This window comes from Rathayibacter sp. AY2B5 (assembly GCF_002931645.1).
Lineage (GTDB): Bacteria > Actinomycetota > Actinomycetes > Actinomycetales > Microbacteriaceae > Rathayibacter.
Genome location: NZ_PSUE01000011.1, coordinates 50,725 through 63,415, shown reverse-complemented (window position 1 = coordinate 63,415; position 12,691 = coordinate 50,725). Strand labels below are relative to the sequence as shown.

The following is a 12,691-nucleotide window of genomic DNA, read 5'->3' as shown; positions in this document are numbered from 1 at the left end:
GCGGTGAAGCGGGGAGTCGGCTCGGAGGACGGGCGAGTGATCGTTCGAGGGCTCACACGAATACGTCCAACGGCAGAGCGCGCAGGGCGGGGCGCGTTAGCGTCACGAGGACAGCCCCCCTCTCGACCGAAGGCGCCCCCGATGAACGACTGGCAGATCAACGGCCTCCCCCTCCACCCGCTCCTCGTGCACGCCGTCGTGGTTCTGCTCCCCCTCGCCGCACTGATGCTCATCCTCGGCAGCCTCTGGCCGGCCGCCCGCCGCAAGTTCGGGATCCTCACCCCGATCATCGCCCTCGCCGCGCTGATCGCCGTCCCGCTCACCACGCAGGCCGGTGAAGCGCTCGAACGACAGACGGAGCCGTCCGCGATCCTCGAGAAGCACACCGAGCTCGGCGACCACCTGCTCCCCTGGGCTGCCGGCCTGTTCCTCGTCGCCCTGGTCCAGTGGCTCTGGTTCCGCCGCACGCGACGAACCGAGGACCGAGCCGCCACCACCCGCCGCCCCCTCGTCGGAATCGTGCTCGCCGTCGCAGCGATCGCCATCTCCGTCGGAGCGACCATCGACGTCATCCGCATCGGCGACTCCGGCGCACAAGCAGTCTGGTCCGACTCCACCTCGAGCACCAGCACCGATCAGGCACCCGCGCCCGACAGCGACGACGACTGACCCACCCGCTCTCGGGCACTGCCCTCTCCGGCTGACACCGCCCCCTCTTCGCAGGAGGATGGTGTGAGTTCCTCAGCACTCGACGCCATCTGCGAGGTCCTCGGCTGCCAGGTGGGCGACATCCTGACTCACGTGCCGGACGACGTCGGGAGCAGTACGGATCGGCTCGGTGACCGAGCGGCCCGCTGACACGTCGCACCTCGGTGGTCGACTGGTCACCGCGGGCGTCGTCCAGCTGGTGGCCGTCGTCGCGCTCAATGTGCTGGGGCCGATCGTGCCCGTCTGAAGGATCTCCGGCCCGAGCGCTCAGGGTCCACTGCGGTCCCCGATCTGTCGCCTCTGCTCCGCTGGGCGATCGCCGCGGCGGTGTTCCTCGTCTGGGCCTGGTCGACGGCGTGGCCGGCCGGCCCGGAACGCACCCGCGACCTCGCCCGCCACGAGGACCGGTCCCGGAAGCTGGTCGACTCGCTCATCATCGCCGCCACCTTCTTCAGCCTCGTCCTCGTGGTCGTCGCACTCCTCCGCAGCCAGCAGAAGGACCCCGTCGGATCCGCGGCCGCGATCCTCGCGGTCGTCGGGGTCGTCGCGGCCTGGGCGCTCATCAACACCGTCTACGCCTTCAAGTACGCGCGCATGTACTACCTCGACGACCGCCACCGCTTCGACTTCGACCAGGACGAGGAACCGTCCTACAGCGACTTCGCCTACACCGCGTTCTCGATCGGGATGGCCTACAGCGCGAGCAGCATCACCCAGTCCTCCACCCCCTCACGCCGCGTAGCCCTGGCCCACGCCCTGCTGTCCTACTTCTTCGGCACCTTCGTCGTCGCCGTCGCCATCAACCTGATCACCGGCCTCACCCAGGGAGGGTGAGGAGTGCCGCACATCCTCAGGCAGGCGTGTCGGAGCTCGATACTGAGGTCATGGCATCACCGCTCGTCTCCGACGTCGCTCACTCCGGTCTCACCGTGGCCGACCTCGACGACGCGCTGGTGCTGTGGTGCTCCGGTCTCGGGTTCGTGCTCGAGCGCACCTTCACGCTCGACGTGGAGGTCACGGCGGCGACCACCGGCGTCCGTGGAGCCGTGATCCGCGCAGCGACGGTGACCCTCGGCCCCCACCGTGTGGAGCTGCTGCAGTACGACCCGCCCCGACAGCTCGAGTCCGCCGGCTCGCCCGCACAGGTCGGCACGGTGCACATCGCGCTCACGGTCTCGGACCTCGATCGTGTCCTCGAGCTCTGCTCTGGACACGGTTGGAGACCGGTCGGGACACCTCACCGGATGACCGCTGGCGCCCGAGCCGGCACGCGCATCATCTACCTCGAAGGTGCCCTCGGCGGATTCCTCGAACTGATCGCGCCCCCGCAGCTCCCGTAGGCCGCGTCGGCCGATCGCGTCGAGGGCCCGATCTCTCAGCCCGCCAACCTCGCCATCCACTCCTCCACCGCGTCGGGCGTGCGCGGCATCGCCGCCGAGAGCAGGATCGACGACGTCTCCGTGACCACGAGGTCGTCCTCGATCCGGATGCCCAGCCCCCGCAGCTCGGCGGGGACCGTCAGGTCGCCCGGCTGGAAGTAGAGGCCCGGTTCCACGGTGAGCGTGTGGCCGGCCGCGAGCACTCCGCCGAGGTACGTCTCGTGCGGAGCGTGGTTGCAGTCGTGCACGTCCATCCCGAGCATGTGCCCGGCGCGGGAGATGCTCCACCGGCGGTGGTACGACGCGGACGGGGCCACGGCCTCGTCGACGGAGCAGCGGATCAGGCCGAGGTCGATCAGCCCTTCGGTGAGGGCTCGCCCGCACGCGTCCTGGTAGTCCTGGAAGCGCACTCCCGCGCGCAGGGAGTCGATGCCGGCCTGCTGCGCGCGCAGCACGATCGAGTACACGTCCCGCTGCAGCGGGGTGAACTCCCCGCTGACCGGGAAGGTGCGGGTGATGTCGGCGGCGTAGAGCGAGGGCAGCTCGACGCCCATGTCCATCAGGACGAGATCGCCCTCGGCGAGGGGCCCGGTGTTCCGCGTGTAGTGCAGGGTCGTGGCGTGCGCTCCCGAGGCGACGACCGATCCGTAGGCCGGCCCCTGTCCCTCGACCAGGGCGCGGCGGGCGAAGGTGCCCTCGAGGTAGCGCTCGCCGCGGGGTATCGCGCGGGCGACCGGCCACGCCTCGAGGCAGTCGTCGAAGCCCCGCGCCGTGCCGTCGACGGCGAGCTGCAGCCGTCCGATCTCCCAGTCGTTCTTGATCAGGCGCAGCTCGTCGAGCGTCGCCTTGAGCACGAGGTGCGGTCCGAGCTCCGGCCCGCAGATGCTCCGCACCAGCTCGTCGACGCTCTCGTCGAGGGTGGGCAGGACCCGGATGCGCCGGGCCCGCCGCGCGGCCCGCTCCACGTCGCGGGTGAAGTCGGCCAGCGGCCGGGTCTCGATGCCCAGCGCCGCCTGCGTCTCGGCGAGCGACGGCCGCGGCCCGACCCAGAGGTCGCCGAGCGCGTCGTTCTGCCAGAACTCGTCTCCGTCGCGGCCGGAGGGAGCACGCAGGTACAGGATCGAGCCGGCCTCCCCTCCCGTCGTGTCGACGACGAGCACGCTCTCGGCGACTCCGTTGCCCGTCAGCCACACGTGGTCGGTGCCCGGGCGGAAGCGGTGGTCGCTGTCGTTCGAGCGCACCCGCGGCAGGCCGGCGGGGATGATCAGCAGCTCGGCGGGCAGCGCCTGCGCCAGTCGCGACCGGCGCTCCGCGGTGTAGGCGAGCACCGGGTCGTCGGGGTCGATCACCGGCTCCGGATCGGCCCAGCCGGCGGTCATGAACGCGCCGTCCCCGGGGAGCGGGCTGCGGTTCACGGCCCTCGGCATGCTCCAGAGTGCGGACTCCTCTGCCCGGGCCTCCTCCACCGCGCTCACGCGCCCGTCCGCTCCAGCGCGTCGGGCAGCTCCTCGAGCCAGGCCGCCCGGTCGGCGTCGAGTGGAGCCAGCGGCAGCCGCCCCAGGCCGTCCGGCAGCGGGATCGCCGCGAGCAGCGCTCGCGTGTACGGGTGCAGCGGGCTCTGCCACACCGTCTCGGCGTCCCCCGACTCCACGACCCGGCCGCGGTACATCACGAGCACCCGGTCGGCGATGCGCCGGACCACCGAGAGGTCGTGCGAGATGAACAGCATGCCCGCGCCGGCCTCGACGCTGAGCGAGCGCATCAGCGCGGCGACGCTCGTCTGGGTCGAGGCGTCGAGGGCCGAGATCGGCTCGTCGGCCACGAGCATCCGCGGCCGCGCCGCGAGGGCCCGCGCGATGGCGATGCGCTGCTTCTGGCCGCCGGAGAACTCGTGCGGGAACCGGCTCGCCATCGCCGGGTCGAGCCCGACGCGGCGCAGCCAGTCGGCCGGATCCGAGCCCTCGGCGCCCCGGGCGAGCGCCGCCCGGACGCCGTCGCCGATCTGCTCGCCGATGCGGCGACGGGGGTTGAGCGAGGAGTTCGGATCCTGGAAGACCATCTGCACGCCGGTCATCGCCGGACTGCGCCGACGGAGTCCGAGCGCGGGCACGTCGACGCCGTTCAGGCGCACGTCGCCACCGCGGCGCTTCTCGATGCCGACGACGGCGCGCGCGAGGCTCGACTTTCCGCAGCCGCTCTCGCCGACCAGCGCCACGACCTCGCCGGCCGCCACCCGGAAGCCGACCCCGTCGACGGCACGCAGCGGCGGTCTCCGCCCGTACTCGACGACGATGCCGTCGGCCTCGAGAACCACTCCCGCGCTCATCGCGCACCCCTCTCGACGTCGCCTGCCGCGGCCGCGCCCGGATCGTCCGCGGCGGCGGCCCTCTCGTGCCCCTCGACGAGCTCGGCGACCAGCTCCTCCGGGCTCTCCTCGAAGCTCGAGCCGGGCAGAGCCGCGAGCAGCGCCCGCGTGTACTCGTCCTCGGGCGCGGTGAACAGCCGCTCCCGCGGAGCCGACTCCACGACGAGCCCCTGGCGCATCACCGTCACCTCGTCGGCCACGGCGCTCATCACGCCGAGGTCGTGGGTGACGAGCAGGATGCTCAGCCCGCCGTCGTCGACCAGCTCCCGCAGCAGCTGCAGCACTCCGGCCTGCACGGTCACGTCGAGCGCGGTCGTCGGCTCGTCGGCCAGCAGCACGGAGGGCTCGCACGCGAGCGCCACCGCGATCGCGATGCGCTGCCGCTGACCACCGGAGAACTGGTGGGGGTAGCGCCCGAGGGAGGCCCGGGCGTCCGGCACCCGCACCCGCTCGAGCAGGGCCTCGGCCCTGGACCGCGCGGCCTCCTTGCCGAGACCGAGGTGGTGGCGCAGGTGGTCGGTGAGCTGGCGGCCCACGGTGAGCTGCGGGTGCAGGCTCGTCGACGGGTCCTGGAAGACCATGGCGACCCGGCGTCCGCGCACCGCGCCGAGCACCTGCCGGGACGCGCCGACGAGCTCCGTCGTGCCGTCGCCGGTGTCGTCGGCGAGGCGGATGCTCCCGCTGGCCGTCATCGATCCGGGCAGCAGTCCGAGCACCGCCAGGGCGGTCATGGTCTTGCCCGAGCCGGACTCGCCGGCGAGACCGTGGATGCCGCCGCGGCGCAGCGCCAGATCGATGCCGTCCACGATGGCGTGGCTGCGGGTGCGGATGCGCAGCCCGCTGATGGTCAGTGCGTCGCTCACAGCGTGGCGCCTCCTCCGCGGATCGTCTGCGACCGCGGGTCCAGGGCGTCGCGCAGGGCGTCGCCGACGAAGTTGAACGCGATGACGACGGTGAGGATGGCCAGGCCCGGGAAGACCCCGATCCACCACGCATCGAAGTTCTGGATGGCGTCCGACACCATCGAGCCCCACTCGGCGGTCGGCGGCTTCGCGCCGAGCCCGAGGAACGACAGGCCCGACAGCAGGAGGATGGCCGTGCCGATGTCCAGGCTCGCCAGGACGAGCACCGGGCCGACGATGTTGGGCGCGATGTCGCGGACGAGGGAGCGCAGCGGCGAGAAGCCGAGCAGCTGGCCGGACACGACGTAGTTCGACGAGCGGAGGCCGAGGACGAGACCGCGGGTCAGCCGGGCGTAGGACGGCCACGACACGATCAGCGCCGCGAGCACCGCGTTCAGGAGCGACGCTCCGAGCGCGGCCGCGATCACCATCGCCAGGATGACCGTGGGGAACGCCATCACGAGATCGGTGATGCGCATCGCGACCTCGTCGACCGCACGGCCGAGGAATCCGGCGACGGATCCGACGATCGCGCCGATCAGCACCGACATCACGACGAGCAGCAGGGCGAGCGGGATCGTGACCCGGGCACCCCAGATCACCCGCGAGAACACGTCCCGGCCGAGCGCGTCGGTCCCCATCAGCGTGCCCTCGCCGGGCGCCTGGAGGAGGGGCAGGTCCTGCGCGAGCGGATCGTGCGGGGCGATGACGGGGGCGAGCACGGCGATGAGGATCCAGAGCACGCCGACGGCGGCGCCGAGGAGTCCGAGCGGCGCCGACCAGCGGCCCAGGCGCAGGCGGGGGCGGCGCAGGCGGAGGCCGGGGGCGGCGACCGGGTCGAGCACTCCGGCACCGACGCCGTCGCGCGGACCGGCCGGAGCGCCGTCGCGCGGGTCGGACCGGGTGGTTCGCGGATCCGTCACGAGGCCAGCCTCACTCTCGGGTCGAGCACGCCGTACAGCAGGTCGACGATCAGGTTCACGAGCAGGTACATCACGCCGATGAGCAGGCCGACGCCCATGATGCCGCGCAGGTCGAGGTGCGACGCGGCCTGGTAGGCGTAGGAGCCGATCCCGGGCCAGCCGAAGACCGCCTCGACGAGCACGGTGCCGCTGAGCAGGCTGCCGAAGGCGAGGCCCACGACGGTGAGGATCGGGATGCTCGCCCCGCGCAGCACGTAGGAGAAGGTGACCGCGCGGTTCGGCAGCCCCTTCGCGCGTGCGGCCCGCACGTAGTCCTGGTCGAGGATCTCGAGCACCGCGGTGCGCACGAACCGGGTCAGCAGGCCCACCGTGTAGAGCGTCAGGACGAGCACGGGGAGGAAGAGGTGCGACGCCGCGTCGAGGAAGGTGTCGAGCTGGCCGGCGAGCAGGGCGTCGACCGTGTAGAGGCCCGTCACCGTCGGCGGCGTGGTGAAGTCGCTGCTCAGCCGGCCGGATCCCGGCGCGATCCGGAGCTGGAAGTAGAGGACGTAGTAGAGGACCAGCGCGAGCCAGAAGGTCGGCACGCTGAGGCCGGCCAGCGACACGACGCGCAGAACGTGGTCGGAGGCCCTGCCGCGCCGGTAGGCGGCGACGGTGCCGAACAGCACGCCGACGATCACGCTGAGCACGATGGCGCCGAAGGCGATCTCGAGGGTGGCCGGCAGCGCCTTCGCCAGGTCGGCGACCACCGGGTTGTGCGTGGTGGTGGAGACGCCGAGGTCGCCGTGCAGCAGGTTGCCGAGATAGGTGAAGTACTGCACGACGAGCGGCTGGTCGAGACCGTACTGGGCGCGGAACTGCGCGACGATCTCCGGATCCTCCGCAGCGCGCTGGCCGAGAGCGGCCGCCACGGGGTCGCCCGGCACGAGGTTGGTCAGGATGAAGGTGACGAGGGTCACGCCCACCACCAGCAGCAGCGAGGTGAGCACGCGGCGGAGCGCGTAGCGGAGGAACGGGTGGGCCGCCCGGCCCCCGCGCTGACGCGGGGTCCGGACGGCCGTCGTGGTGGTGGACACGGGCTACTGCGCGGTGAGGGCCGCGATGTCGATGGTCCACACCGCGTTGTAGACGACACCCGAGACGTCCTTCGCCGCGGCGATGTTGTTGCCGGGCTGGAGCAGCGGGATGAAGGGGCCGTCGGCGTTCAGCGCGGTCTGCAGCTCCTCGAAGCGCGACTGGCGCTCGTCGTCGCTGCCGCCGGTGGCCGCGGCGTCGGCCAGCGCCGAGATCGCGGGGGCCGCACCGTCGGTCCAGCCGGAGCGGAGACCCACGACGTCGCCCGGGGTGAAGACGAGGTAGTCGCTCGGGTCCGGGTAGTCCGGGCCCCAGTACCAGAGGCCCATGGTCTCGGTGCCGTTGCGGTAGGCGTCGAGCTCGGTGGCGACGGGGGCCGGGGCGAGCTCGACGGTGATGCCGGCGTCCTTCAGCTGCGACTGGATGCGCTGCGCGATGGTCGGGAAGTCGATGCCGTTCAGGCTGATGTCGCTCGGGAAGTTGAGCGTCACGGACTCGCCGGCGTAGCCGCTCTTCGCGAGGTCAGCCTTCGCGGCGTCGAGGTCCTGGGTGAGCGCGCCGCTCTCGGGCAGGGCGCCGAGCAGCATGCTCGGGATGACGCCGGACGCCTGGGCGGTGCCGTTGCCTGCGATCGAGACGAGGTCGTCGTAGTCGACGGCCTCCTTCACAGCCTTCACGAAGTCGGGGTTCGACGTGATCGCCGAGACGCTCGGGTTCTGGTTGAGTAGCAGGAAGATCACGTTCGCCGACGGGTCGCTGGTCACCGCGACCGAGTCGCCGAGCGCCTCCGCCTGAGTGCCCGAGAGGTCCAGCGCCACATCGGCGCTGCCGCCCTCGACGTTGATCTTCTGGGTCGCACCCTCGACGTTCTGGATGACCACGCGGCCGTAGCCCGGGGCGTCGCCGTCGTAGTTCTCGTTCGCGGTCAGCACGACCTGCGAGGCGAGGTCGAGCGTGTCGAGCACGTACGGGCCGGAGCCGGCGGAGGTGGTGTTGAGGAACGTCTCGGCGGTGTCGGTCTCGTCGGTGGTGCCGCCGTTCTCCTTCACGACCTTCGAGTTCAGGATGCCGAGCGCCGGGTTCGCCAGGATCGCCGGCAGGGCGGGCGTGGGGTTCTCGGTGGTCAGCACCACCGTCGTGTCGTCCTTCTTCGTGACGGTGACGCCGTCGAGGAGGAACGAGGGGTTGCCCTTGAGGCCGATCACGCGCTGCAGCGAGAACACCACGTCGTCGGCGGTCATCGCGGTGCCGTCCGAGAAGGTGTGCTCGCCGTTCAGGGTGAGGGTGAAGGTCTTCGCGTCGTCGGACTGCTCGAGGCTCGCGAGGCCGTCGACGACCTGCGAGACGTCGCCGCCCTCGAAGGTGAGGAGGGTCTCGTAGAGCGCCTTGTCGACCATCTGGCCGGTCGGCTCGTACATGCGGCCCGGGTCGGCGGTCTTCAGGTCGAACGCCTTGTTGATGGTGAGCGTCGCGCTGCTGCCGTCGGCGGTGTCGACGCGGCCCGAGGAGCAGCCCGCCACCAGAAGGGCGAGGGAGACCGCCGCAGCGGCGATCACCACTCGCGTCGGGGCGGAGCGCGGGGTGCGGGTGGAGCGGACAACCATGGAGGCCTCCTGGCGAGGGTTCGGCTGGACGTGTTGCGAAACGATGGCACATCGCGACGCACTCCGTTTCCAGAGGGCCGCTATCGTGGACGAACTGCCGCCCGCAGCGACGAAGGAGTGGATTATGTCGATCACCGATCCGGCCGCCGGTGCGGTCGCTGGACAAAGCGCGGGCGGGCTCGACGACCTCAATCTGCGCATCCTCGCCGTCCTGCGCGAGAACGGGCGCATCTCGATGTCCGCCCTGGCCGAGCGGGTGAACGTCTCGCGGGCGAGCGTCTACAACCGGGTCGAGCAGCTGACCGCATCCGGCGTCATCACCGGATTCTCGGCCCTGGTCGATCCGGGAAAGGTGGGGCTCGACGTCTGCGCCCTGGTGTTCGTGACGGTGCATCCGCAGTCGTGGCACCGGTTCCGCGAGGGCATCCTCCAGATGCCCGACGTGGAGTACTGCTGCATCACGACCGGCGAGCACGACGCGATGCTCCTGGTCCGCTCGCTCGACATCGGCGGCGTGCACGACTTCGTCACCGGCGTGGTCGCGGCCCGGCCCGAGGTGAAGTCGGTGGTCTCGGTCGTCGTGCTCGACGAGGTGGTGCGCAAGGCCTACCTGCTGCCCTCCGACATCCCCGACCGCTCCGGATCGACGAACCGGCTCGGCATGACGCGGTTCACCACCGCGGGGAACGGCCGCGACGCGGCGCGCTGAGCGTCAGACCTCGACGCAGATACTGACGTGGTCGTCGCCGTCGATCTCGAACTCCTCGACGAGCCGCAGCAGGCCCTCCCCGTCGAGCTCGACGCGGCTGCCGCCGGTGCCGCTGACCACGGTCCCGCCGTCGATCAGCTGGTGCACGAACGAGACCTGCAGGGCGTCGCCGGTGCGCGTGCCCACGAACCGGCCGAAGGTCACGGTGTCGCCGACGTAGTCGCCCCAGACCACTCCGTCGCGCTCGGAGTAGTGGAACCGCGACGGCGACTCCGGGTCGACCGCGCTGTTGGTCGAGGAGGTCATCACGAACTCGCGGCCGTCGAGACTGGGGGCGGTGGTGGCGTCGTTCACGTCATGGAGTATGCCGGAGAGGTCGAGGTGTCCTAGCCGCACGCCGGTTTCGTCTCGTTCTTCGGGTCCGCGACCCCCCGGGGCTGGACGAAAGCGCCGTCCGCACGTCTCTCGACGGTCCATTCGTCTGCGATCCTCCGCCGCCCGTCCCGATCCACCGAGCGACTCCGGGATCGGACGGGCGATCTCCGCGGACAGGCGGCGGCGAGGCGTCCGGACTTCCCTTGCCGCCTCGATACTCCATCGGCTCGTCCGTGATCGGAAACTTTCCCGTACTCTCAGGACCCGTACGGGGAATGAACCGGGGGCTCATTCGCATCCGGTTCGAATTCGACATCTTGGGGGCTCAATGGATCCGCAGCAATCGGTGAACAGTGATCGCGCCGTGTGCGCCCACGCGAGGAGCGGCGGATGACCGGGTCGAGTGCGACCGGCGCCGTGGTGAAGCGCCCCGAGTCGCGGGAGTGGATCGACTTCGCCAAGGGCGTCGCGATCAGCCTCGTCGTGCTCTACCACTCGTCGTTGTTCCTCGGATTCTTCGACCTCGCGGGGTACGTCCCGAAGCTCCGGACCGTGCTCCTCTACTTCCCCATGCCCGTGTTCTTCTTCATCGCGGGCCTCACGGCCGCCCGGATGCTGACGTGGACGTTCGCCGAACTGTGGCGCCGCAGAGTCCTCGCGCTGGTGTATCTCTACCTGCTGTGGTCGTTCATCCGGGTCGTCTTCTACCTCATCGTCCCGTTCTCACGGTCGGAGGCGACCTCGCCGACGGACCCGCTCAACGTGCTGGTGCTCCCCATCCTGCCGTCGAGCAGCTACTGGTTCATCTGGGCTCTCGCGATCTTCAGCATCCTCGCCTGGCTGATCCGCAAGGTGCCCCGATGGATCCAGCTCTCGGTGGCCGGGCTGCTGGCCGTCGCGGCGACGACCACCGGCCTGCTGGACACCGACAACATCGGCTGGGACCGGGTGCTCCAGAACTTCATCTTCTTCCTCGTGGCGATGTTCATCCCCCGCACGTTCTACCGCTTCGCCGCTCGCGTGAAGCTCTGGCAGGCGCTCGCGCTCGCGGTGGCCTACCTCGGCATCATCGCGGTGATCGTCGCCTTCGACGCCAACCGCGTTCCGGGCGTCATCCTGATCGCCAGTTCGGTCGCGATCATCGCGGGCATCGCCGGCTCCCAGTACCTCGTCAAGGTCCGCGCACTGAAGATCTTCGTCACCATGGGGCAGCAGAGCTTCCAGATCTATCTCCTGCACCTCTTCGTGATCGCGGTCGTCGTCGCATTCGTCCCCCTGCTCGGCGAGACGAATGTCCCACCCCTTCCGGCGACGGTCTTCCCGGTCGCCCTGACGGTGTTCTCCCTCTGGGCGTCGCTGTTCATCTTCCAGTCGCTGCGGCGCTTCTCCTGGCTGTGGGTGAGCCCGTTCAGCACCGGCAAGTCCCAGAAGAAGCGCCTCGCCGCCAGGAATGCGAGATCAGCCGAGGTCCAGCCCACCGCGGTCGAGTCCGCAGCTCCTGTCGCCCCGGCCGATGAGCCCGCTGACGCGGGGACTGCGGGCAGACCGGAGAAGGACTGACCAGCGAGCACGTCCCGGGCGACTCCCCGGGCGACCCTTCTGCAGGCCCGAGTCGTCTCGGGCGCTGGTGACTCCGCGTCAGACCGGGCCGGCCCGCACTGCTCGGTCTCGGGCGAGCCGAGGGAGCAGTCGGACGAGGACGACCATGCCGACGAGTTCCACGAGAGTCTGCGTGACGACGACGACGGGCGCGAGCGACAGCGGTGCCGGGAGCGCGAGTGCGAGGGGCAGCACGACGAGCGAGTTGCGGGTCGCGCCGCTGAACACGAGGGCGCGCGTCGCGGGCACGTCGAGTCGGAAGACGCGTCCAGCACCCAGCCCGAGAGCGGTCATGACCACGAGGAATCCCGCGTAGAGCGGGACGAGGACGAGAAGCCGGCCGGCCGAGGCGCCCACGGCGCCGGACTGGGAGGCGACGACGGTGAAGAGCGTGGCCGTCATGAGCGGCACCATGAGCCCGAGCATCGTGGACTCGACGATCCGGCCGGACACGTGTCGGCGCGCCAGGGCCTGCACCAGCCCGGCCGCGGACAGCGGCACCACGATCAGCAGCAGGAACGCCCGCGCGAACGGACCGGCGTCGACCACCGCCACCCCCGCAGGACCGATGAAGAGCAGCAGATACACGGGGAGGAGGAGGATCTGCGCGAGCATCAGCAGCGGTGCGGCGGCGAGCAGCCGGTCGGACGCCCCTCCGGCGAGCCCGGCGAACACGATCACGTAGTCGATGCACGGCGTCAGGAGCACCAGGAGGACCCCGAACAGCAGCACCGGAGTGTCGGCGACGAATCGGGACAGCCCGTAGGCGACGAGCGGCACGACGACGAAGTTCAGCACCCCGACCGAGGCGAGGAAGCGGCCGTCGCGCAGAGACCGTCCGATCGCGGCGAACGGGACCCCGAGGAACGTGGCGAACAGCAGCAGCGCGAGCACCGGTTCGATCGCGACCTCGAGGTGGTGCGCGGCGGGCAGCAGCAGTCCGAGAGCGGCGCCGGCGGCGATCGCGGCGAGGTAGAGCGGGATCTGGCGGTGCTCGAGCCAGGCGACGAGCGCTCTCACGACAGCAGGTCGGCGAGAAGGAGGGGCACGGGT

General features: G+C 70.9%; 14 protein-coding genes. 6 read left to right on the top strand and 8 right to left on the bottom strand.

The window, feature by feature from the left end; all coding sequences use genetic code 11:
* The first annotated feature begins 141 nt into the window (after positions 1-141).
* From C5C30_RS09175 to C5C30_RS09160, 4 genes are all read left to right on the top strand, one after another.
* Positions 142-669: a DUF2231 domain-containing protein gene (locus C5C30_RS09175; protein WP_104226519.1), complete on the top strand. Its 528-nt coding sequence runs from the start codon at positions 142-144 to the stop codon at positions 667-669.
* Between the two features lie 63 nt (positions 670-732).
* A complete protein-coding gene (locus tag C5C30_RS18225; protein ID WP_181127398.1) occupies positions 733-858 on the top strand; it encodes a helix-turn-helix transcriptional regulator in 126 nt (41 codons plus the stop codon).
* Positions 859-951: 93 nt separating this feature from the next.
* Positions 952-1,542, top strand: a complete 591-nt coding sequence (locus C5C30_RS09165; RefSeq protein ID WP_104297593.1) for a DUF1345 domain-containing protein — start codon at positions 952-954, stop codon at positions 1,540-1,542.
* Positions 1,543-1,592: 50 nt separating this feature from the next.
* A complete protein-coding gene (locus tag C5C30_RS09160; protein WP_104309656.1) occupies positions 1,593-2,048 on the top strand; it encodes a VOC family protein in 456 nt (151 codons plus the stop codon).
* Between the two features lie 35 nt (positions 2,049-2,083).
* On the opposite strand, the gene C5C30_RS09155 is transcribed toward C5C30_RS09160, so the two are convergent.
* The 6 genes from C5C30_RS09155 to C5C30_RS09130 are packed head-to-tail and all read right to left on the bottom strand — an operon-like array spanning position 2,084 to position 8,955.
* Positions 2,084-3,502: an aminopeptidase P family protein gene (locus C5C30_RS09155; protein ID WP_219827789.1), complete on the bottom strand. Its 1,419-nt coding sequence runs from the start codon at positions 3,500-3,502 to the stop codon at positions 2,084-2,086.
* A gap of 56 nt (positions 3,503-3,558) precedes the next feature.
* Positions 3,559-4,413 carry an ATP-binding cassette domain-containing protein gene (locus C5C30_RS09150; protein ID WP_104333579.1) on the bottom strand — a complete coding sequence of 285 codons (855 nt, stop codon included), beginning with the start codon at positions 4,411-4,413 and terminating at the stop codon, positions 3,559-3,561.
* Positions 4,410-5,315: an ABC transporter ATP-binding protein gene (locus C5C30_RS09145; RefSeq protein WP_104317059.1), complete on the bottom strand. Its 906-nt coding sequence runs from the start codon at positions 5,313-5,315 to the stop codon at positions 4,410-4,412. The genes C5C30_RS09150 and C5C30_RS09145 overlap by 4 nt, the downstream gene beginning before the upstream one ends.
* Positions 5,312-6,277: an ABC transporter permease gene (locus C5C30_RS09140; protein ID WP_258063303.1), complete on the bottom strand. Its 966-nt coding sequence runs from the start codon at positions 6,275-6,277 to the stop codon at positions 5,312-5,314. Before C5C30_RS09140 ends, C5C30_RS09145 begins: the two co-directional genes overlap by 4 nt.
* A complete protein-coding gene (locus C5C30_RS09135) occupies positions 6,274-7,353 on the bottom strand; it encodes an ABC transporter permease (RefSeq protein ID WP_104226525.1) in 1,080 nt (359 codons plus the stop codon). Before C5C30_RS09135 ends, C5C30_RS09140 begins: the two co-directional genes overlap by 4 nt.
* A gap of 3 nt (positions 7,354-7,356) precedes the next feature.
* Positions 7,357-8,955, bottom strand: coding sequence for an ABC transporter substrate-binding protein (locus C5C30_RS09130; RefSeq protein ID WP_104223258.1), 1,599 nt, complete (start codon positions 8,953-8,955; stop codon positions 7,357-7,359).
* 124 nt (positions 8,956-9,079) lie between these two features.
* On the opposite strand from C5C30_RS09130, the gene C5C30_RS09125 reads away from it, so the two are divergent.
* Entirely contained in the window at positions 9,080-9,664 is a 585-nt protein-coding gene (locus C5C30_RS09125; protein WP_104223259.1) for an Lrp/AsnC family transcriptional regulator, read from the top strand.
* Positions 9,665-9,667: 3 nt separating this feature from the next.
* Here C5C30_RS09125 and C5C30_RS09120 read toward each other — a convergent pair whose 3' ends face one another.
* Positions 9,668-10,018: a hypothetical protein gene (locus C5C30_RS09120; RefSeq protein ID WP_258060307.1), complete on the bottom strand. Its 351-nt coding sequence runs from the start codon at positions 10,016-10,018 to the stop codon at positions 9,668-9,670.
* A gap of 411 nt (positions 10,019-10,429) precedes the next feature.
* Between C5C30_RS09120 and C5C30_RS09115 the strand changes: the two genes are divergently transcribed.
* Positions 10,430-11,599, top strand: a complete 1,170-nt coding sequence (locus C5C30_RS09115; protein WP_104223260.1) for an acyltransferase — start codon at positions 10,430-10,432, stop codon at positions 11,597-11,599.
* Between the two features lie 78 nt (positions 11,600-11,677).
* On the opposite strand, the gene C5C30_RS09110 is transcribed toward C5C30_RS09115, so the two are convergent.
* On the bottom strand, positions 11,678-12,658 hold the full coding sequence (locus C5C30_RS09110) for an arsenic resistance protein (protein WP_258065863.1): 981 nt from the start codon (positions 12,656-12,658) through the stop codon (positions 11,678-11,680).
* Positions 12,659-12,691: the final 33 nt, after the last annotated feature.

What these genes read in the sequence shown, in the direction of transcription:
- C5C30_RS09175 (WP_104226519.1), top strand. Translation starts at nt 142, where the DNA reads ATGAACGACTGGCAGATCAACGGCCTCCCCCTCCACCCGCTCCTCGTG.
- C5C30_RS09160 (WP_104309656.1), top strand. Translation starts at nt 1,593, where the DNA reads ATGGCATCACCGCTCGTCTCCGACGTCGCTCACTCCGGTCTCACCGTG.
- C5C30_RS09150 (WP_104333579.1), bottom strand. Translation starts at nt 4,413, where the DNA reads ATGAGCGCGGGAGTGGTTCTCGAGGCCGACGGCATCGTCGTCGAGTAC.
- C5C30_RS09130 (WP_104223258.1), bottom strand. Translation starts at nt 8,955, where the DNA reads ATGGTTGTCCGCTCCACCCGCACCCCGCGCTCCGCCCCGACGCGAGTG.
- C5C30_RS09125 (WP_104223259.1), top strand. Translation starts at nt 9,080, where the DNA reads ATGTCGATCACCGATCCGGCCGCCGGTGCGGTCGCTGGACAAAGCGCG.
- C5C30_RS09115 (WP_104223260.1), top strand. Translation starts at nt 10,430, where the DNA reads ATGACCGGGTCGAGTGCGACCGGCGCCGTGGTGAAGCGCCCCGAGTCG.